Source organism: Nocardia sp. IFM 10818, from assembly GCF_054655275.1.
In genome coordinates this window covers 5,200,827-5,220,782 of record NZ_BAAHJH010000001.1, presented here as the reverse complement: position 1 = coordinate 5,220,782, position 19,956 = coordinate 5,200,827, and the positions used below count along the sequence as shown (strand labels likewise).

Genomic DNA, 19,956 nt, shown 5'->3' with positions numbered 1-19,956 from the left:
ATTGCGGGCAAATCAATGTGCACGAATACTCTGTAGCGATCAAGTTTGTGGGCCGCATCACAGATGAGGGGTGGTGCGGCCCGAGTGTGAGGAGTCGCGCATGAGCGTCCGGGTATCGGAGCCGCGGGAGGGGGCCGGGCTGTCCGGACTCCGCCGGGTGGTGGCCGCGTCGATGGCGGGGACCGTCGTCGAGTGGTACGAGTTCTTCCTGTACGGCACGGCGGCCACGCTGGTGTTCAACAAGGTGTTCTTCGCCAAGGGGACCAGCGATCTGGACGCCATCCTGGCGGCGTTCGTGACCTATGCGGTGGGCTTCGCGGCGCGGCCGCTGGGCGGCATCGTCTTCGGTCACTTCGGCGACAGGTACGGGCGCAAGCAGCTGCTGCAGTTGAGCCTGGTGCTCGTCGGCGCGGCGACCTTCCTGATGGGCTGTCTGCCGACCTTCGCGCAGGTGGGCTATTGGGCGCCGGCGCTGCTGGTGGCGCTGCGGTTCATCCAGGGTTTCGCGGTCGGCGGGGAATGGGGCGGCGCGGTGCTGCTGGTGGCCGAGCACAGCCCCAGCAGGAGCCGGGCATTCTGGTCGTCGTGGCCGCAGGCTGCGGTGCCGCTGGGCAATATGCTCGCGACCGTCGTCCTGCTGACGCTGACCTCCACGCTGTCGGACGCGGCCTTCCTGTCCTGGGGTTGGCGGGTGGCCTTCTGGCTGTCGGCGGTGGTCGTGCTGGTCGGCTACTACATTCGCACCAAGATCACCGACGCGCCCATCTTCGTCGCCGCCCAGCAGCTGGCCGAGCAGGAGAAGGCGGCCTCGTTCAGCGCCGTCGAGGTGCTGAAGCGTTATCCGCGTGGCGTTTTCACCGCCATGGGCCTGCGGTTCGGCGAGAACATCTCCTACTACCTGATGGTCACCTTCTCCATCACCTACCTGAAGGTGCACGTCGGGGCCGATACCAAGCACATCCTGTGGTGGCTGCTGGGCGCGCACGCGGTGCATTTCGCGGTGATCCCGCTGGCCGGACGGCTCAGCGACCGGCTCGGGCGGCGGACGGTGTACCTGATCGGCGCGGTGATGACCGGAACCTGGGGCTTCTTCGCCTTCCCGATGATGGACAGCGGCGAGCACCTCGTCATCCTGTCCGCCATCATCATCGGCCTGGTGTTCCACGGTTTCATGTACGCCGGCCAGCCCGCCATCATGGCCGAGATGTTCCCGACCCGGATGCGGTATTCCGGTGTGTCCCTCGGCTATCAGGTGACCTCCATTGCCGCCGGATCGCTCGCGCCGATCATCGCGGTGCGACTGCTGGACACCTACGACTCGTCGGTGCCCATCGCGCTGTACCTGGCCATCGCGTGCGCCATCACCGTGGTCGCGGTGGTGTTCGCCCGCGAGACCAAGGGCATGGATCTGCAGGCAATCGATCGCGCCGACGCGGAAGCCGTTGCCGCGGAGGCGGGAAAGGGACTGAAGGTATGACGAGCGGAACCGATGGCCTAGCCGGGCGCAGCGCCCTGGTCACCGGCGGAGCGAGCGGTATCGGCGCGGCCTGCGCCCGGGAACTGGCCGCGCGCGGCGTCGCCGTCACCGTCGCTGATATCGACGGCCTCGGGGCCAAGGCGGTGGCGGCCGAGATCGGCGGGCAGGCCTGGGAAGTGGATCTGCACGATGTCGCGGCGCTGGAGGAGCTCCGGCTCGAGGTCGACATCCTGGTCAACAATGCCGGCGTGCAGAACGTCAGTCCCATTGCCGATTTCCCGCCCGAGCGGTTCCGCGGCATGCTCGCGCTCATGGTGGAGGCCCCGTTCCTGCTCATTCGCGCGGCTCTGCCGCACATGTACGAGCGCGGCCACGGCCGCATCGTGAATGTCTCGTCGGTGCACGGGATTCGGGCTTCGGCCTTCAAATCCGCGTACGTGACCGCCAAGCACGCGCTGGAGGGACTGTCCAAGGTCACCGCGCTGGAGGGCGGCCCGCACGGGGTGACCAGCAACTGCGTCAATCCGGGCTATGTGCGGACGCCGCTGGTGGACAAGCAGATCGCCGACCAGGCCAAGGCGCACGGCATCGACGAGCAGGAGGTGGTGGAGCGGATCATGCTGACCGACAATGCCATCCAGCGTCTCGTCGAACCGGAGGAGGTCGCCTCGCTGGTCGCCTGGCTGGCCTCGGATGCCGCCCGCATGGTGACCGGTGCGTCCTACACCATGGACGGCGGATGGAGCGCCCGATGAGCCTCGACACCACGGCGCCGGAAACGAATACACCGCAATGGGTTCCGGACGCGGAGGACATCGCCGCGGCCCGCATCACCGATTTCGCGGGCTTCGCCGCACAGCGCTACGGCGTGCGGGCCGGTGACTATCGGGAACTGTGGCAGTGGTCGGTCGACGACGTGGCCGGGTTCTGGCGTGCGGTGTGGGAGTACTTCGAGCTCGGCGAGACACCCGAGCCCATGCTCGCCGAGGACTCGATGCCCGGTGCGCGCTGGTGCCCGGGCGTCACGCTGAACTATGTCGATCAGGTCGCCCGGCAGGCGCGCGCGGATCGCCCCGCGATCATCGCGCTGAGCGAGGGGCTGCCCGCGCGGGAGCTGTCCTGGACCGAAATGCTCTCCCGCACCGCGGCACTCGCCCGTACGTTGCGTGAGCTGGGTGTGCGGCCGGGTGATCGGGTGGTCGGGTATCTGCCCAATATCCCCGAGGCGGTGATCGCCTTCCTGGCGACCGCCTCGCTCGGGGCGATCTGGAGCGCGTGCGGCCAGGACTACACCGCCAAGGCTGCCCTGGACCGGCTCGGGCAGCTGGAACCGGCGGTGCTGATCACCGCCGACGGCTACCGCTACGGCGGTAAGGCCCATGACAAGCGCACCGAGATCCGGGCGCTGCGCGCGGGTCTGCCCAGCCTGCGCGCCACTGTCGCGGTGTCCGCGCTCGGGCACGAGGTGCCGGGCGCGCTCGACTGGGACGAGGCGACACTGGAGCGGACGGAAGACGTTCGCGGCGCGGAGATCTCGCGGGCGGTGCTGGAGACCACCCCGGTGGCTTTCGATCACCCGTTGTGGGTGCTCTACTCCTCGGGCACCACCGGCAAGCCCAAGGGTATCGTCCACGGTCACGGCGGCGTGCTGCTGGAGCACCTGAAAGCCATTGCGCTCCAGTCCGATATGGGGCCCGGTGACACCTTCTTCTGGTACACCAGCCCCAGCTGGATGATGTGGAACTTCCAGGTCGCGGGCCTGCTCGTGGGCGCCACCATCGTCTGCTACGACGGCAGCCCGGCCCATCCGTCCCCGGATGCGCTGTGGGAGATGGCCGCCCGCACCCGGGCCACCGTACTGGGCACCAGCCCCGGCTACGTGCTGGCCTGTGAGAAGGCGGGCGCGGTGCCCGCCCGCGATCACGAACTCACCGCCCTGCGCCTGATCGGCATCACCGGCTCGGCCCTGCCCGCCACGTCATCGCTGTGGCTGCGCGACACTGTCGGCGACATCATCCCCGTCGCCTCCATCAGCGGTGGCACCGATGTGGTCTCGGCGTTCATCGGCGGCGCACCGACGGTGCCGGTCTGGCCCGGCGAGCTGTCCGCCCCGTATCTCGGTGTGGCCCTGGATGCCTGGGACGGTGCGGGCAATCCGGTGCGCGGTGAGGTGGGCGAGCTCGTCATCACCAAGCCGATGCCGTCCATGCCCGTGGCCTTCTGGAACGATCCGGACGGGACCCGCTACCGCGACGCCTATTTCGACATGTTCCCCGGAGTCTGGCGGCACGGTGACTGGATCACCCTGACCGGTCACGGCAGCGTCATCGTGCACGGCCGTTCCGATTCCACCTTGAACCGCAATGGCATTCGCATGGGCAGCGCCGACATCTATCAGGCCGTGGAAGCTCTCCCCGAGATCGCCGAGGCCCTGGTGCTGGGCATCGAAGGGGAGGACGGCGACTATTGGATGCCGCTGTTCGTCGATCTCGCCGACGGGCACGAGCTGACCGAGGATCTGAAGCGGCGCATCGCGACCGCGGTTCGCGAGGAGGTGTCGCCCCGGCACGTCCCCGATGAAATCCTGCGAGCCCCCGGGATTCCGCACACCCGCACCGGCAAGAAGCTCGAGGTTCCCTTGAAACGCATTCTGCAAGGGGCCGATCCGGGCCGGGTGGTGGATCCCAGTTCGGTCGACGATCCGGAGTTGCTGGCCTGGTACGCCTCTCACCGGCGGTAATCGGTGCCTTCCGAGGAGCTCAGCGCGCAATGTGCGCGCTGAGCTCCTCGATGAATTCGCGGAACAGCACGCCCATATCGACGCCGTCCGGATCGAGCAGCCATTGCAGCTGCAGGCCGTCCATCATGGCGACGATCTGCCGGGCAATGGCCCGGGTATCGATATCGGACCGGAATTCGCCGTCGGCGATGCCGGCCTCGAGGGCTTTGACGAAGTGGGCCTGCAAATTCCGGTAGCGGCCGACCACCCACTCGTGCGCCGGATGGTCGGCGGTGACCGCCTCGCTGGTGACCACGGTGAACAGCCGCACCAGTCCCGGCACGTGCATATTGTGCTCGACCAGTTGGATCAGCCGCTCCAGCAGGGCGGTGCCGCGCAGGTCCTGATCGAAGCCGAGCCGGGTGTAATCCAGCCGGTCGCGGTAGTCCAGCACCGCCGACAGCAGGGCGGCCTTGTTCGGAAAGTAGTGCAGCAGACCGGGTTGGGAGAGCCCGCAGCGTTCGGCGATCTCCGCGATGGAGGCGCTGCGGTACCCGTTGTCGGCGAAGGTCTTCAGCGCCTCGTCGATGATCTGCTCGCGGCGGTCGTCGCCCCGTCTCCGGCGTTGGGGGTGCGGCGTCATGATTGTGGACAGTAGTGCGCTCTCCTTGACCTGCGGAAATCTGCAATGGTAACGAAAGAATAACAGTACCGAGTGACCACTCGGTAAACTGGGAGCTCCACTGGCACACTCGTGCCAGGCGTACAGGGACGTACGAGGAAGGGATCCCGATGAGCCAGGCACCCATCACCCCGCTGACGCTGCGCGGCGGAGCCGGAACACTCGCGGCCTGGGAGGCGCGGCCGCCCGCGGGGGTCGAGGTGCGCGGCACGGTCGTGCTGGTGCCGGGATTCACCGGGTCCAAGGAGGACTTCGAGGCCATGCTGCCGCTGCTGGCGCAGGACGGCTATCGCGCCGTCGCCTACGACCAGCGCGGGCAGTGGCAGTCCGACGGCCCGGACGATATCTCCGGCTACACCATGGACGACTTCACCGGCGATCTGATCCGCGTCCTGGACCAGGTGTCGCCGAACGAGCCCGTCCATCTGGTCGGGCACTCCTTCGGAGGCTACGTCTCGCGCGTCGTGGTCATCGCCGTACCGCACCGCGTGCGCAGCTTCACTCTGCTCGCCTCCGGTCCCTCCTCGATCGAGGACATCGAGTTCCCGCCGCCGCAGCTGGTCGCCCAGTTCGTGGAAGCCGGTGGGCAGGAGGCGATCTGGCAGCAGATGAGCACCGCCATGTTCGACTCGGGAAATGCCCCGGCCCCGGAGCGCCTGGAGTTCCTGCACAATCGCATCCTGGCCACCAAGAAGGCCAATATCCTCGGCATCCTGAAGGTGATGGAGGTGCCGCCGGTGGCCGATCCGGCCGTGCTGCGCGACGCCGGGGTGCCGATCCTGGTCGCCTACGGCGACACCAATGACCTGTGGGCGCCCCGCGTGCACGAGGGCTTCGCCGCGCAGCTGGGCGCCGAGACGGCCGTCTACCACGGCGTCGGGCACCTGCCGAACGAGGACGTTCCCGCGCAGGTGTGCGCGGACCTGGTGAAATTCTGGGAGGAAACGGCATGAACGACCACATCGAAGATCTGCTCGGCAAGCTCGACCTGCCCGCCAAGATCCGGCTCGTGTCCGGGGCCGGCATGTTCCGGTTCGCGGGCGATCCGACCATCGGGCTGGCGGAAATGCCGGTCTCGGACGGACCGTCGGGGGTGCGCGGCGAACTGTGGGACGAGCGGGATCCGTCGGTGAGCCTGCCCTCGGGCACCGCGCTGGCCGCCACCTGGGACCGGGAGCTGATCACCGCGATCGGTGGGCTCATCGCCGCCGAGGCCCGGCGCAAGAATGTGTACGCCGTGCTCGGACCGACCATCAATCTGCACCGATCTCCGCTCGGCGGAAGGCATTTCGAATGCTATTCCGAGGATCCGATGCTCACCGCCGAGATCGCCGACGCCTATGTGCGGGCCGTGCAGTCGCACGGGGTGAGCGCGTGCCCGAAGCACTACGTGGCCAACGACTCCGAAACCGAGCGCTTCACCGCCGACGTCATCGCCTCCGAGCGCACGCTGCGCGAGCTGTACCTGTATCCGTTCGAGCGGTCGGTGCGGGCCGGGGCGTGGATGATCATGTCGGCCTACAACTCGGTCGACGGCGTCACCATGACCGAGAACGACCTGCTCGACGAACCGCTGAAGGGGGAGTGGGGCTTCGACGGCGTCGTCGTCTCGGACTGGACCGCGGTGCGCTCCACCCTCGGCGCGGCCAAGGGCAACGACCTCGCCATGCCCGGACCGTGGCCGCTGTGGGGCGAAGCGCTCGAGGAAGCCGTACGCAAGGGTGAGGTGCCCGAATCCGCCATCGACGACAAGGTGCGGCGCATCCTGCGCTTCGCCGAGCGCGTCGGGGCGTTGAACGGAACACCCGCGGCCACACCGGCTTTCACCGACGACACCGCGCGGCAGCTGGTGCGCGAGGCCGCCGCCAAGGCCATGGTGCTGGCCGCCAATGACGGCACGCTGCCGCTGGGCGCGCCCGCCCGGGTGGCCCTGCTCGGCTCGGCCGCGGGCGAACCCCGCTTCGGCGGCGGTGGCAGCGCCACGGTCATCCCGTCGCACACCAGCTCACCGCTGGAGGGGCTGTCCGCGGTACTGCCGGTGACCTACACGCCCGGCGTGTACCTGAGCGAGCACCTGATCCCGGTGCCGCTGTCCCTGGTCACCGATCCGGAAACCGGCGTCGAAGGCGTGTGCCTGCGCTACTTCGACGGTGATGCCGTGCTCGCCACCGAGCATCGCGCCGCGGGCAACCTCATGCTTTTCGGCAACCCGAATGCCATGCGGGCCAAGGCCATCGAGATCACCGGCCGGCTGCGCGCCGATGCCGCCGGGGAATGGCGCATCGGCTTCGCCGGAGTCGGCAACCTGAGCCTGACGCTCGACGACGACACGGTGCTCGAGGACAGTGTGCTGCCAGACGGCACCGATCCGGTCGAGATGCTGCTCAACCCGCCGCAGCGCTTCGTGAGCCGCACCCTCGCCGAGGGCGACGAGGTCGACGTCCGCATCCGGCTCGAGCTCGCCGGCGGTATGCCCGCCCTGGCGCTCACCTTCGCCATCGGGCGGCCCCGCCGGTCCGCGGACGAGGAGTTCGCCGCCGCGGTGGAATTGGCGCGCAGCTCCGATGTGGCCGTCGTCGTGGTCGGCACCACCGAGCAGATCGAATCCGAAGGCTACGACCGCAAGACACTGGACCTGCCCGGCCGCCAGAACGAGCTGGTCGCGGCCGTCGCCGCCGTCAACCCGCGCACCGTCGTGGTCGTGAATGCCGGAGCCCCCGTGGAAATGCCGTGGCGCGACGACGTCGCCGCGGTCCTGCTGGCCTGGTTCCCCGGCCAGGAATTCGGCGCCGCCCTGGCCGATGTGCTCACCGGCGCAACCGAACCCGGCGGCCGCCTGCCCACCACCTGGCCCAAGGTCATGGCCGACGTTCCGGTTCTGAACACCAAGCCCAACCCCGACAACACCCTGCCCTACGACGAGGGCATCCACATCGGCTACCGCGCCTGGTTGAACTCCGGTGTGGCCCCGGCCTACCCCTTCGGCCACGGCCTCGGCTACACCACCTGGGAGCTGACGGACCTCGCGGTCTCGGGCCGCACCGCCACCGTCACCGTCCGCAATACCGGTGACCGCACCGGCCGCCAGGTCGTCCAGGCCTACCTGTCCCGCGCGCACAGCACCGTCGACCGACCGGCCCGCTGGCTGTCCGGCTTCGCCCTCGTCGAAGCCGCACCCGGCGAATCCGTCACGGCCACCATCGAATTGCCACTCCGCTCGTTCGAACACTGGACGGAGAAAGGCTGGGCCGTCGAACCCGGCCCCTTCACCCTGCACGTCGGCACTTCGGTCGCGAACCTGCCCCTCACAACCGAAATCAGCTGATCCGCACTTCCGGGCTCGCCGCGTGCGAGCCCGGAAAGCCGTCGGTTGCGCAGCGGCCGAAGGGGGCATGCACGCCGATCTCGTGATGACGCAACGCCGTCGACGTGGCCGCATGGGACCGTCGCCCACGGATGCCGCCCGCGATATGGGCGTGCTGCATATCGCCAACGCCGCATCGCACGTCGTGGCGCCGTTCGTCGCCTACACGGTCGTCGGCCTCGCCGGATTCACGCCGCTCTTCCTGGTCGGCGGTCTGCTGTTGGTGCGGGGTGCGCTCGCCGTGGTCCCCGCTCGCGGCGGGTGCTGGATTCGGCTACCGCGGTTCGGCGGTAAGCGTGATGGTGGTCCAGCCGCCCACGTGAATGCGGTCGCCCGGGCGCAGATCCATGGGTGTGTGGCGGGGGATGGGCTTCGAGCTGTCGTTGACGCAGGTGCCGTTCGTGGAACCCAGATCCGTGACGGTGAGGGTGTTGTCATTGATGTGCAGGATGGCGTGTGAGCGCGAGACCGCGATGTCGGCGGGTGCGATCGATAGGTCGATCTCCGGATGGATGCCTTGCGAGGCACTGCGTTTTCCGATCAGTACGGTGGGACCGCTCAAGGGAATTCGGCGATCCGGATAGTAATCGGGGAACTCGACCCGGTCCTTGTCCGGGCCTTTCATCGCGATCATCCGTTCGTAGTGGTCGCGATCGGCGCTGATGGTCGCGACCCAGACCAGCGGCCCGGAGCCGGAGCCGATGCCGGTCCACGCGCCCGTGTCCCCGCCGACAATCGTGGTATCACCACTGATTCCGGAGTTCTGTTCGATCGGCGGCGGTGCGGCCAGGTCACGATCCCAGCCGCAGTTCTCGCAGAAGCGACTCTCCGAGGGCGCACCGCAGGCGGGACAGGCCGGGGCGACGGCCGCGGCGGCCGGAGTCCCGCCGCCTCCGCCTTCTTCGATCGGTAGCCCGCAGGTATCGCAGTAATCGACCGCCGCTGAATCATGTCCCTCGGGACAGATCGCCATTACGCACCGTCCTCCTTGCGCACCCGGGCCGTCAGCACCGACCGCATATCGAGCGCGCGCTCGTCCATATCGTCGATCTCGGTACGCAACCGGGCGGTACCGGTGCGCTCGTCCACATCGACGACGGTGGCCAGCAGTTTCGCGGTGGCCTCGTTTCCGGATTCGTTCGCCAGCTCTACCGCGCGCTGCAATTTGGCTGTGGCGGTGGTCAGATCACCCTGTTTGCGAGCGGCCAGTCCCTCCTGCACGGCCTGGGCGAGTTCGGCCTGCCCGGTGTAGTGCGCGACCCGGCGGCTGATCCGGGCGGAGAGATCGGTGTCGGTGGTCCAGACCGCCCGCACCAGACCCTGCCCGACAATCGCGCCGTCGGCGAGCACGCTGATGCGGGCGGCAAGCTTTTCGCGTCCGGCGTCGGCGGGTTCCACATCGATCTGAATGTGGTAGTCCCGTTCCTCCGCACCCCAAGCGCCCAGCGGATACTCACCGTTCAGCGGAGCCACATCGGTACGGCGTCCGGTCAAATCCTCGATCTGCGGCGCGACCTGCTTGATGAACCGCACGGTGGCCCCGGCCGGAGACCAGACTCGTAGCGTCAGCTCTGGAATCGTCTTGGCCATCGACATTTCCACCATTGCGGCGAACTCTGCGGCCAGTTCCTCCGGTGTCGTGGCGATATCCGCAGTACCGTGCAGCGCTAGTGCGATCGCACGCAGGTCCGCAACATGCCAATCGGTTCCGATCCCACGGCAGTCGCACGTGAAGACCCCCTCGGATGCTTTGATCTCCGCAGTCAGCCGCTCGACGGTCTCGTGCTCGTTCTTGCCGTCGGTCAGCAGGATCGCGTGCACCATGGCATCCGGATGGTGTTCGGCGACCATGCGCGACAGCCCAAGCCAGGTGCCCATGGCCGTGCCCCCGTGCGCGTGCAGCTTTTTCAGTGCGTGCTGCGCTGCGGAACGGCTCTGCCTGTTCATGACGGCCGTCGCGCTGTCCCTCGGGAAGACCACCTCGGCCTGATCGGTGCCCTCGATGATGGTGAACCGGGTGCCGTCGGGCAGCACGTCCAGCGCCGCCGTGGCCGCCCGGCGCGCGTGCTCGAGTTTGTTGTTGTTGCCCATGGATCCCGAGCAGTCGATGATCAGGATCTCGACGCGTTCCTTGGCCGGTGCGGCGACCACCATATCGGCGGGCGTCTCCACGGTGATGATGGCGTCGACCGTACGCACCCCCTCCGCCAGGTACTCGTTCTGGTCGATGAAAACCGAGATGGCGTTGTCTACAGCGGAACTCACGGTGCGTCTCCTTCGGGCGCGGAGAATGAAATCGGAACGAGTGCGACGGTGATGTTGTCCTTGCCCCCGGCCAGCAGCGCGTAATCGACCAGCGCGCGGGCCGCCGCCAGCGGTGCGGACGCGGTCGCTATGCGCGCCAGCGCCGTCGCATCGGGCAGGTAGTTCCACAGGCCGTCGGTGCACAGCAGCAGCACGCCGGGCTCGCGGGTGTGCAGGGTGCGCACGCAACTGGCCGACCACGGCTGGGAGTGGCCGTCCGCGCCGAGCCAGCGGGTGAGCACGTGGGCGTGCGGGGTGTTCATGGACGCGGCCTCGTCCATGGCGCCGCTGTCGACGAGCGCCTGCGCCAGGGAATCGTCGGCGGTGAGGCGACGGGAGCCGTCGGGGCCCGGCTGAAGCCAATAGGCTCGGCTGTCACCGACATTCGCGACGGTGATGTGCGCGCCGCCGGCATTGTCGAACTGCACCACGGCCGAGACGTAGGTGCACGACGGCGATCGGCCGTCGGGGGTGCCGATATCGCGCACGGCCTGCGCGGCGGCATTGAGCCCGGCCAGCACGCTCGTCTCGGCGGGCGCGGCGGTGACCAGCGCGGCCAGGCACGCGTCCACCCCGGAGCGCACGGCCGCGCCCGAGGCCGCCTGCGGGTCCTCGGAGGTGGACACCCCGTCGCAGACGGCGATCACGGTCGTCGGCGGCGTGCCGGGGGAGGTGCTGGCCAGAATCGCCGCCGCGACGGCATCCTCATTGTGCGCGTGCGCGATTCCGCGGTCGGTGATCAGCGATACGGTCGCCAGATCGGCCTCGAATCGATCGCGCTGCGGCCCCAGCTGCCCGCACTGATCGCAATACCCGTCGGTGGTGAATCGCCGCCCACCGCAGTTCTCGCAGACCATCAGCGGCTGCGTGTCGTAGGACAGCGTCGTCCCGGTATGGGGTTGCACGGTCGTGCTCGGCAGCGCCCCGTCATCGCCCGGCCGGGCCGCACCCGCGCCGGACGGCCCATTCCCATTGGGCGGCAGGGCCACCCGCCCCCCGAGCTGCCGTCCGCAGGCCTCGCAGAACCTGTCGGTCTCCGCCGCGAACGTGCCGCAGGCCGGGCAGCGCGCGGTCACAGTGTGGTCCTCGGGCGAACCGCGTTCGCCTGCTCCACGAGCGCGATGCGCTCCCACATATCGTCCGCCTCCCGGGCCAAAACCCGATAACACCGTTCCAAACCGGTTCGCACCCCTTGTTGATCGAGCGTCACATTCAAGAGCGGGGCCTGCTCGGCGGGCACCCGCCCGAGGCGCAGCCACTGCAGTGCCGCATCCAGCACGTGCATCTGGGCCAGCGCCGCACGGCGTTTGGAATCGATGGTGAGGTTTCCGATTCGCCGGCCGGCATCGCGCAGCAGGCTCTCGGTGAGCTCACCGGAGCGCTGCACATCCAGCAGGATGTCCACGGCGAGCACACCGGCCTCGGTGTGCACCGCCGAACTCGCGTCCACCTGATCCAGCACCGCGACCGCGCCGTGGCGATCGCCGGCGGTCCGCCGCAGCCGGGCGGCGCCGAAAGCGGCTGCGGGATAGGTGCGGTCGGTGCGCCACACCGCCTCGTAGTACCGCACCGCGCGTTCGCGCACCTGCTCCGGATCGGGTGCGCGGCCGTCGCGCAACATGAACTCCGATGTCACGGCCAGGGCGAGCTTCGGCGCGTGCTCGCCGGGCAGCGCCGTGTACAGCGCGTCGAATTCCTCGTGCGCGGCGGCCCAATCCCGCTGGAGCAGCCGGGCCTGCCCGCGGAACCAGGTCAATCGCCAGTCGCCGTCCAGCGCATCGCCCACCTCGTCGAGGCGGCGCAGCGCCTCGCCGGCATCGCCGGATTCCAGTGCGGCGCGGATCAATCGCAGCGGGATCTCGACCGAGTCCTGCGAATCGGTGGCCACCGCGCGCATGCCGTCGATCTCGCGTTCCAGCTCCTCCGGGGTGACCGCGCTGCTGCTGGCCAGCAGGGCGGCGCCGCTGTCGGTCAGGTCGACCTGCGGAACCGGTAGTGCGGCGATGGCTTTGCCGGGATCATCGGGCAGCTCGGCGCCCGCGCCGAAGACCGCGCGCGGCGGGCCGAAGCGGGTGGACAGCCCGGCGCGGGGGTTTCCGTCCTCGGCGGCCAGCACCTCCCGCAGCACTCCGGTGAGCTGATCGGCCATCTCGTCCATCGACCCGAACCGGGCGTCGGGGTCGGGATCGGTGGCGCGCACCAGGAATCGGTACAGCGATTCGTGCCGGGCCAGCAGCGGTTCGGCATCCGGGCCGGGCAGCGGTCCCAGCCGGCCGTGCTCGATGGGGATCCGCATCATCAGGACCGCGAGCGTGCGGCCGACGGTGTACACCTCGGAGGCGACCGTCGGCCCGGTCTCGGCGATCTCCGGCGCTTGATATCCGGGAGTTCCGTAGATGGCGCTGTGCTGATCGTCCATGCGGATGACCGCGCCGAGGTCGATCAGCTTGAGCTGCTCCTCGGTCTGCATCACGTTGTCGGGCTTGAAATCGCAGTAGGCCAGGCCGCGCATGTGCAGATAGCCCAGCGCCGGCATCATCTCCAGCATGAAGGCGATGGCCTGCGCCGGTGGCAGATACTCGCCGTGCTGTTCGCGCCGCCGCCGCAGCAGTTGCTTGAGCGAGGTGCCGCCGACGTACTCCATGACGATGTAGCCGACCGGTTGTCCGTCCGGCCCGATTTCCTCGGCGAAATTGTGGATGTCGACGATATTCGGGTGATCGAGTTCGGCGAGGAATTGCCGCTCCGCCACCGCCGCCCGCATGGCATCCGGATCCTCGGAGTTGAGCAGGCCCTTGAGCACCACCGGCCGGGAGCTGACCTTGTGGTCGATCGCCAGGTACAGCCAGCCGAGTCCGCCGTGCGCCAGTGCGCCCAGGACCTCGTACTGCCCGACCATATCGCCGCGAGACAGCTTGGGGGCGAAGGAGAACCGCGTCCCGCAGTGCCCGCAGAAGCCTTCGGACCGCCCCGGCTGATCGCCGCGGCTGCGGCCGACCGGCCGGTCGCACTTGCTGCAGAAGCGCTGGTGCTCGGGCACTTTCGGGTCGGCCATCACGGCGGCCGACGCGTGTATCGGAGCCACCGGCGGTACCTTGACCAGGCCGGCGCCCAGGTGCCCGCGCGTGGGTCCGCTGGATACCCCGCGCCCGGTCCGCCCCGACCGAATGGTGGTGCGGGCCGCACTGCCCCGCGACACCGCCCCCGACACGGTGGCCGAGGACTGCGCCGCGCCCGAAGCCTGCGCCGCCGCGCTGCCCGCTGACCGTGCCGCCGCGCTGCCCGGCGACCGCGCCGCCGATGCTCCCGGCGACTGCGCCGCGGGATCGGGCGCGGTGGCCTTGGCCCCGCAGGTGTCGCAATATCCGTCCGCCGCAATGGTTCCGGTGCAACCGGCGGTTTCGGTGCAGTTCATGGTCGCCTCCCCGATCGTTGCGCGATGAGCTGCCGATAGTCGGTCACGGCCCGGGTCACCGCCGCCAGGTCGCAGGGTTGGCGGGTCAGCAGGCCGGCGGCGATCCGGTAGGTGGCCTGCACATCGCGATCCTCGCCGACGCCCAGCCGCGCCGCCTTGGCCCGGTAGGCGGACAGCCGGCCGCGCAGTTCCATGCGCCGGTCCAGCAGCCCCTGGGCGAGTTCCTCGTTGTGCTGCGCGGCGGCGAGGGCGTCCTCGACCCGCCGCCGCAGATCCAGCAGGGCGGCCGGCGCCGGGGAATTGGCTTGCAGCGCGGTCAGTTCCGCGCCGAAGAGTGTGCTGTCATCGGCGTGGCGGGGGAGCGGACCGGCCAGCACCGTGCGCTCGACCTCCACCCGAGCGTGATCGGCGCGCTCATAGGTCCGGCGCAATATCTCCACCCGGGCGCGCAGCCCGTCGATGGCGCCGCTCCAATCCGCGGCCAGTGCCGACAATTCCGTGCGCAGCGTCGCGGCTGCGGTCATGCGGGCGGCCAACTCGGCTATCCGCCGGTCGATTTCGTCGTTCCGCAAGGAGAGCGGATCGATGGCCGACTGGCGGATGAGCGCGTCGATATCCTCCGCGAGCGCGCGCAATTGCGGAATCCCGGTGCCCGGCCGTTCGAGTTCGGTTCGCATGGGCTGCAGTTCGGACATGACGCGGCGATTCACCGTGGCCACCTCGTCGAGCACCTTGGCGATAGGAGGGAAAGCGGCGTGCATGCGCTCCACCATTTCCGCGAACCCCACATACTCCACGTGCTGCCGCGGGCCCATCAGCGAACGCTGCGCCAGCGGAATCGTAGTGCGCGCCACCTCCAAAGGACGGCCTCGCAGCAACCCCGTCAACTCCTCCCGATCCAAGGCGTCCAGCCGCCGCCGCTTCCGCATTTCGTGCGCCCGATCCAGAATCGTGCGCAGCCGCCCGAAGTCCTCCCACATCGATTCCAGCGCCGACCGCGCCGGAGCCCAGCGTTCCTCGGTGACGCCGATCGGCGGGAAACTGCGCAACTGCACCAGCCCGGGATGCTTGTCCAGATCGACCAGCGTCGCGGCGATGGCGGCGATATCGCGCTCCCGGGCCTCGATCTCCCGGTCGATTTCGGCGAGGGTGAGAATGTGCCCCGAATTCCCGTCCATGCCGGCTCACTCGAAATACCGGGGAGCGGGTGGATTCGGTGCGGGGCCCAGCACGCTGAGGCGGTCGTTGTAGATCCGCTGCCAGGTGCCGTCGGTGCGGATCCGGTCCAGCACGCCATTGACGAAGCGCACCATATCCTTGGCCTGCTGCTGTACGCCGACCGCGTAGTGGTCCTTGGCCAGCGCGGTGCCCACCACCTCCAGATTCGGATCCTGCGCGGCCAGGCCGTAGAGGATCGGCAGATCGGTACTGACGGCGTCCACCAAACCCTGCTGCATGGCGGTCAGGCAATCGAGCCAGTTGTTCATGCCGATGATGGCGGGCCGTTGCGGGAGCGCGAAAATCGCGTCGAGGGTAGTGGTGCGGAATACCGCGCAGGCGCGTTTGCCGGCCAGATCCGCCGCGGATGCGATACCGGAGCCCTTGGTCACCAGAATGCGCTGATCCGACTCGAAATACGTGGTGGAGAACTCGATATCGCGGCGGCGCTCGCAGGTCGCCGAGAAGTTCTGCACCACGATGTCGACTTCATTGTTCACCAGTGACGGAATGCGATCCGCGGACTGGATGGGATGCAGCTCGATCCTGTCCGGATCGCCGAACAGATCGCGGGCGATCTCGCGGGCGATATCGATATCGAAGCCCTCGATGCGGCCGGTGGCCGGATTCCGGTAGCCGAACAGATACTGATTCTGGTCCACCCCGACGCGGAGTTTGCCGTTCGCCACAATGGTCGCCATGGTCGATCCGGCCGGCATGGTTCCCGGACGGGGCTGCGCGCCCGGGCGCAGGCTCGCGGTCTCGTCGCAGGTGAGGCCGCCGCGTTCGCCGGGCGCACTGGTGATCTCGGTGGCGCCCTGCGGCAGCAGATTGGTGACGGTCAGCTCCATGGGCGCCGACTCCGGCGCCTCCCCGCCGCAGGCCGCGGCCAATCCGGCCACCGCCGCCAGCACCATCAGCCGAATCCGCGCGCTCACAGGAACTCCTTCAACCGCGGCCACACTCCGACGCCGACCGCGCCGGCGGCGCCCACCAGCAGGACCAGGGCCACCAGCGGGCTCAGCATGAGCGCATCGCCCGCCGCGTCCACGTCGTCGCGCAATTCCGCACGGGTGCGGGCCAATTCGTCGCGCAGCGCGACGTCCAGTGCGGCGAACCGGGTGGCGGTGTCGTCCACGCCGGTGCCGATCGCCTGGTCCACCGCGCCGCGGTAGTCATTGCCCCGATAGGCCTCGATCTGCTCGCGATGCCCATCCTGCCAGCTCGCGTACGCCTGCGTGGCGGGAGCGTCCGAGCCGACCACGGAAAGCAGATGATCGCGCAATTCGGTACTGCGCGTGGCGAACCGGCCCTCGCTCTCGTCGAGATCGCCGCGAGTGACCAGCAGCATGGTCTCCTCGGTGCGGGCCTGCTGGGCGAGGATGCGGACCTTGACCAGGGTTTCGAATCGCGCCGTCGCGCCCTGCGGGCCGCCGTCGATGGCGGTGGACGCGGCAATGGTGGCCACGCCGATCCACAACAGCAGCAGCACCGCCGCGCCGGCGGCCGCGGCCACGCCGAGATTCACGCGGCGATTGGTGCGGCGCAACAACATCAGCGATCCCAGCGCGCAGGCCAGTAGCACCGCGATCAGCAGCGTGACGCTGAGCCAGGGCAGCGAGGCGATACCGTCCTGTTCGGCGTGCAGGTGGGCGAGCCGGTTCTGCTCCAGCAGCTCGGCATCGCGCAGCAGGGAATTCTGCATGAGATCCGAGGCCTGCCGCAGGTACGCGGACCCGACCGGCAAGCCCTGCCGGTTGTTGGCGCGGGCCGATTCGACCAGACCGGTGTAGGTGGGCAGTTCGGCGGAGATGCGCGCCACCACGACCCGCGTCTCCTGATCGGAGGCGCCGGTGGTGGCCTCGGCGAGGGCGGCGGCCGCATCGGCCAGCGCCTGCCGGTATCGCGAACGCACGTCCGCGGATTCGATGCCGCCGGACAGGAATGCCGAGGAGGCCGCCGCATCGGCCGACGACAGGGCCACGTACAAACGCTGCGACGCATTGGCCAGCGGCTCGGTATTGGCGAGGACGGTATCGCGCTGGGTCATCTTGGCGCTGAGCTGACTCGCGCTCACCAGGCCCGCGATCAAACACAGAATGGCCAATCCCGCGCCCACCGCGCCGATTGTGCCCGGCGCCGTCCGCGCGAAACGGCGCACCCACTCCGCTGCGTCGCGGAGGGCCGCCGGTAGCCGATTGCTCACACCGTTTCCCCCGTTTCGACCGGCTGCTCTGCTCCCCGTACGGCGATCGTACGGTAGCCCTCCCGTTGTGTCGATCACGATCCGACCAGTTGGATTTGGTTGGTGAATCTCGTGTTTCGTTAACACGGCGGGCAGAAATTTCACCAAATGTAATCGAAAGGACGAAGCGGAAAAACTCAATTGCCGGGGTTGGTTCGCGGATCGGGATCAGCGAGCATGGTTCGCCGAAACCGGTGAGCCTCAGGCGGACACCGGTATAGCCGAGAGCTCGTTCAGGACCTGTGCGGTGGCTGCGGGTCGATCAGCACGAGAGTCGTCCTCGCGGCCAGGTGTAGGCCATGAGGGCGGATCCCGTTCTACGAGTGGGAATGAGAGTGTTCCGAGCGCGCTGGTGCGGAGGCGGCGACAGAGCTGTCCGCCGGGCGTTGCTCACTAGGCTGGCCGGGTGGAGATCACAACGGATGTCGAGCGCGGCGGGTGGCTGCTGGCGCGCGTCGGCGAGGACGGAGTCGGCGGCATCGCCGGTACCGGCTTCGAGGCTTATGCGCGGATCCTGCACCCGGTCGAGGCGACCCGCCGCGACGCCACGGTCACCGACGAGTGGGGCGGGCCCGCGATCGTGGCGGAGGCGATGTGGCCGTGGGCCGAGGTCGCCGCGCGCACTGGCAGAGTGATGCATCCGCTGGTCCAGTGGCGCAACCTCACCGACGGTGAGGCCGAGGCCGCCATGTCGTTCGGCGACGGCTGGGCAGTCGGCCAGACCGCCGAGGGGTGGTTCGACCCGAGCCTGCTGGCCGCGCTCACCGTCCACCTGCGCGCCGCCACCGAGACGCCGGAAGAGGTGACGGCCGGAGTGTGGAACGGATTCGGCGAGCTGAACACTTCCGCGGATGCGGTCTTGATCGTGTCCACCGACGGCGATCCGCACGATATCGAGCGCGAGCGCGCTCGAATCGACGCCGAACTGGCCGCCGCCGTCACGCCGGAGGTCGGACGCGCGGTCGTGGCCGGACCTTTCCTGCGGTGGCCAGGACGCGACTTCATCTTGTTCGACACCGCCCTCTCCGAACTCGCCGACCCCACCTGGGTGTATGCGGCGGGCCTGGGCTGGACGGCCGACTTCCCGGGCGTGACGCCCCAACTACTCTGGCCCGCCGACCACGCATGGGTCGTGGCCAGCGAGATCGACTTCGACTCCACGATCGTCGCCGGCTCCCGCGGCCTGATCGCCGCGGTTCTGGCCGACCATCGTTTCGAGTCCTTCGAGATCGCCGAGGACGCGGACCTCAGCTGGGACGGCGACACCATCAATCCCGCGAAGTAGCCACCGCCCCAGCGCGTTCGAGCCGCTCACACCCCTTCGGCAAACACCAGCCGCACGGTGACCCCGGACCTCGCGAGCGGCGCGGTGTTCCGGTGAGTCGTACCAGGCCCTGACCCGGGAGCGAGTGGGACGATCACGAGTGGAGTCGCTCGTGGACGAACGCCGCCGCCTGCTCCCGATACCCGTTGCCGAAGTACGCGAAGTGCCCGGGGCTCAAAGCGTTCGCGAATCCGGCGGCGGGATCGCCACCCTGACAGACGCGGTCGGTGGCAGCACAGTAGGACCGCACGCGGTCGGTGAATTCACCGAGAGCGCCAACGGGAAGCGCGGCAGTGCCCGACAGCGCGGGGTCATAGCTGCCGCGATTGAACGGCTCCGCCCCGTTGAACAGCGGACTGCCGAACACCGCGATTGCCTCGATCTGCCCGGCGGCCCGGTCACTCAACGCGGTTCGTGCGCGCAGCGTATTGCCGATAACGCGGGCGCCCTGAGAGTAGCCGAGCAGCACAACCCGCTGATCCGGGCATTCGACCGCAGCCGCATTCACCAATGCCGTCAGATTCTCGACGCCACGCACAGCGCTGTCCTGCGCCATCGAGGCGGGATACTCGAGCTCGGTCACCGTGGTGCTGCGAACGGATTCCCGCGCGATCCGTTCGGCCAACGGAGTCAACAGCAAACTGCCGATCTGCGGTTCGAGCGTCCCACGAACACTGACAACCCGAACCTCCGCACAGCCGCCGGGACCGCTGGAGAGCTCGTCGGCCGCAGCCGGAAGCCCCGGCAGCGCCAGCGCCGCAACACCGATCACGGTCGAGCACAGCAGAATTCGAGTTCGTTCGCCCATGCACCCCAATGTATTGCGCCGACCGGCCACATCACCAGCCATCGACCGGTCCGAGCCGACCCGTAAGCGGCATGAGCGAGTATTCGGTCGTGTGCCGGTCCTGGCGCATTCAGGGTCATTGCTCGAACGGGGATTCGCAGTCGTTCCGGGAAGGTTGTGTGCAGGTTGACGGATTTGTTGTGGAACGAGGTCAAGAACTTCTTCGACCCCGATCTGATGGGCAGGTTGCCGGATGTGCTTGTGGAGGGCACCTCGGTATCCCAACCGTTCAGCCAACGCAATGTATTCGGAAAGAGAGCATTGGAGATGGCAGTCGGTGGTGTGTCCGCGTCCTGCGAGCAGATCGAGACGTTTTCGTCGGTGGTTGCGCAGCACTCGGCGACAACTCACGCTATGACCG

15 protein-coding genes are annotated in these 19,956 nt (G+C 68.6%); 6 read left to right on the top strand and 9 right to left on the bottom strand.

Annotation, left to right across the window (positions count from 1 at the left end):
* The first annotated feature begins 100 nt into the window (after window positions 1-100).
* From ACYQ5L_RS24215 to ACYQ5L_RS24205, 3 genes are read left to right on the top strand one after another with little or no spacing between them, the layout of a single operon-like run.
* Window positions 101-1,477 (top strand): MFS transporter, encoded by a 1,377-nt coding sequence (locus ACYQ5L_RS24215; RefSeq protein WP_459960454.1) that lies wholly within the window; start codon window positions 101-103, stop codon window positions 1,475-1,477.
* A complete protein-coding gene (locus ACYQ5L_RS24210; protein WP_459960453.1) occupies window positions 1,474-2,232 on the top strand; it encodes a 3-hydroxybutyrate dehydrogenase in 759 nt (252 codons plus the stop codon). The genes ACYQ5L_RS24215 and ACYQ5L_RS24210 overlap by 4 nt, the downstream gene beginning before the upstream one ends.
* On the top strand, window positions 2,229-4,217 hold the full coding sequence (locus ACYQ5L_RS24205) for an acetoacetate--CoA ligase (RefSeq protein WP_459960452.1): 1,989 nt from the start codon (window positions 2,229-2,231) through the stop codon (window positions 4,215-4,217). The genes ACYQ5L_RS24210 and ACYQ5L_RS24205 overlap by 4 nt, the downstream gene beginning before the upstream one ends.
* Window positions 4,218-4,236: 19 nt before the next feature.
* Here the strand turns inward: ACYQ5L_RS24205 and ACYQ5L_RS24200 are convergent, their stop codons facing one another.
* Window positions 4,237-4,839 carry a TetR/AcrR family transcriptional regulator gene (locus tag ACYQ5L_RS24200; RefSeq protein WP_459960450.1) on the bottom strand — a complete coding sequence of 201 codons (603 nt, stop codon included), beginning with the start codon at window positions 4,837-4,839 and terminating at the stop codon, window positions 4,237-4,239.
* 149 nt (window positions 4,840-4,988) lie between these two features.
* Here ACYQ5L_RS24200 and ACYQ5L_RS24195 point away from each other — a divergent pair, with 149 nt between their 5' ends.
* Window positions 4,989-5,831, top strand: coding sequence for an alpha/beta fold hydrolase (locus ACYQ5L_RS24195; RefSeq protein ID WP_459960448.1), 843 nt, complete (start codon window positions 4,989-4,991; stop codon window positions 5,829-5,831).
* Window positions 5,828-8,203, top strand: a complete 2,376-nt coding sequence (locus ACYQ5L_RS24190; RefSeq protein ID WP_459960446.1) for a beta-glucosidase — start codon at window positions 5,828-5,830, stop codon at window positions 8,201-8,203. The genes ACYQ5L_RS24195 and ACYQ5L_RS24190 overlap by 4 nt, the downstream gene beginning before the upstream one ends.
* A 313-nt stretch (window positions 8,204-8,516) precedes the next feature.
* Here ACYQ5L_RS24190 and ACYQ5L_RS24185 read toward each other — a convergent pair whose 3' ends face one another.
* The 7 genes from ACYQ5L_RS24185 to ACYQ5L_RS24155 are packed head-to-tail and all read right to left on the bottom strand — an operon-like array spanning window position 8,517 to window position 17,385.
* Complete coding sequence (locus ACYQ5L_RS24185; RefSeq protein WP_459960444.1) at window positions 8,517-9,215, bottom strand: FHA domain-containing protein; 699 nt, start codon at window positions 9,213-9,215, stop codon at window positions 8,517-8,519.
* A complete protein-coding gene (locus ACYQ5L_RS24180; RefSeq protein ID WP_459960442.1) occupies window positions 9,215-10,507 on the bottom strand; it encodes a VWA domain-containing protein in 1,293 nt (430 codons plus the stop codon). The genes ACYQ5L_RS24185 and ACYQ5L_RS24180 overlap by 1 nt, the downstream gene beginning before the upstream one ends.
* Entirely contained in the window at window positions 10,504-11,622 is a 1,119-nt protein-coding gene (locus ACYQ5L_RS24175; RefSeq protein ID WP_459960440.1) for a phosphatase, read from the bottom strand. The genes ACYQ5L_RS24180 and ACYQ5L_RS24175 overlap by 4 nt, the downstream gene beginning before the upstream one ends.
* Window positions 11,619-13,961 (bottom strand): serine/threonine-protein kinase, encoded by a 2,343-nt coding sequence (locus tag ACYQ5L_RS24170; RefSeq protein WP_459960438.1) that lies wholly within the window; start codon window positions 13,959-13,961, stop codon window positions 11,619-11,621. Before ACYQ5L_RS24170 ends, ACYQ5L_RS24175 begins: the two co-directional genes overlap by 4 nt.
* Complete coding sequence (locus tag ACYQ5L_RS24165) at window positions 13,958-15,139, bottom strand: hypothetical protein (protein WP_459960436.1); 1,182 nt, start codon at window positions 15,137-15,139, stop codon at window positions 13,958-13,960. Before ACYQ5L_RS24165 ends, ACYQ5L_RS24170 begins: the two co-directional genes overlap by 4 nt.
* A 6-nt stretch (window positions 15,140-15,145) precedes the next feature.
* Window positions 15,146-16,117: a glutamate ABC transporter substrate-binding protein gene (locus ACYQ5L_RS24160; protein WP_459960434.1), complete on the bottom strand. Its 972-nt coding sequence runs from the start codon at window positions 16,115-16,117 to the stop codon at window positions 15,146-15,148.
* The gene (locus tag ACYQ5L_RS24155) at window positions 16,114-17,385 is read right to left on the bottom strand and encodes a hypothetical protein (protein WP_459960432.1); all 1,272 of its coding nucleotides are present in this window, start codon (window positions 17,383-17,385) and stop codon (window positions 16,114-16,116) included. The genes ACYQ5L_RS24160 and ACYQ5L_RS24155 overlap by 4 nt, the downstream gene beginning before the upstream one ends.
* 445 nt (window positions 17,386-17,830) lie before the next feature.
* Here ACYQ5L_RS24155 and ACYQ5L_RS24150 point away from each other — a divergent pair, with 445 nt between their 5' ends.
* Window positions 17,831-18,709, top strand: coding sequence for a hypothetical protein (locus ACYQ5L_RS24150; RefSeq protein WP_459960430.1), 879 nt, complete (start codon window positions 17,831-17,833; stop codon window positions 18,707-18,709).
* 133 nt (window positions 18,710-18,842) lie between these two features.
* On the opposite strand, the gene ACYQ5L_RS24145 is transcribed toward ACYQ5L_RS24150, so the two are convergent.
* The gene (locus ACYQ5L_RS24145) at window positions 18,843-19,931 is read right to left on the bottom strand and encodes a cutinase family protein (protein ID WP_459960428.1); all 1,089 of its coding nucleotides are present in this window, start codon (window positions 19,929-19,931) and stop codon (window positions 18,843-18,845) included.
* Between the last annotated feature and the right edge of the window lie 25 nt (window positions 19,932-19,956).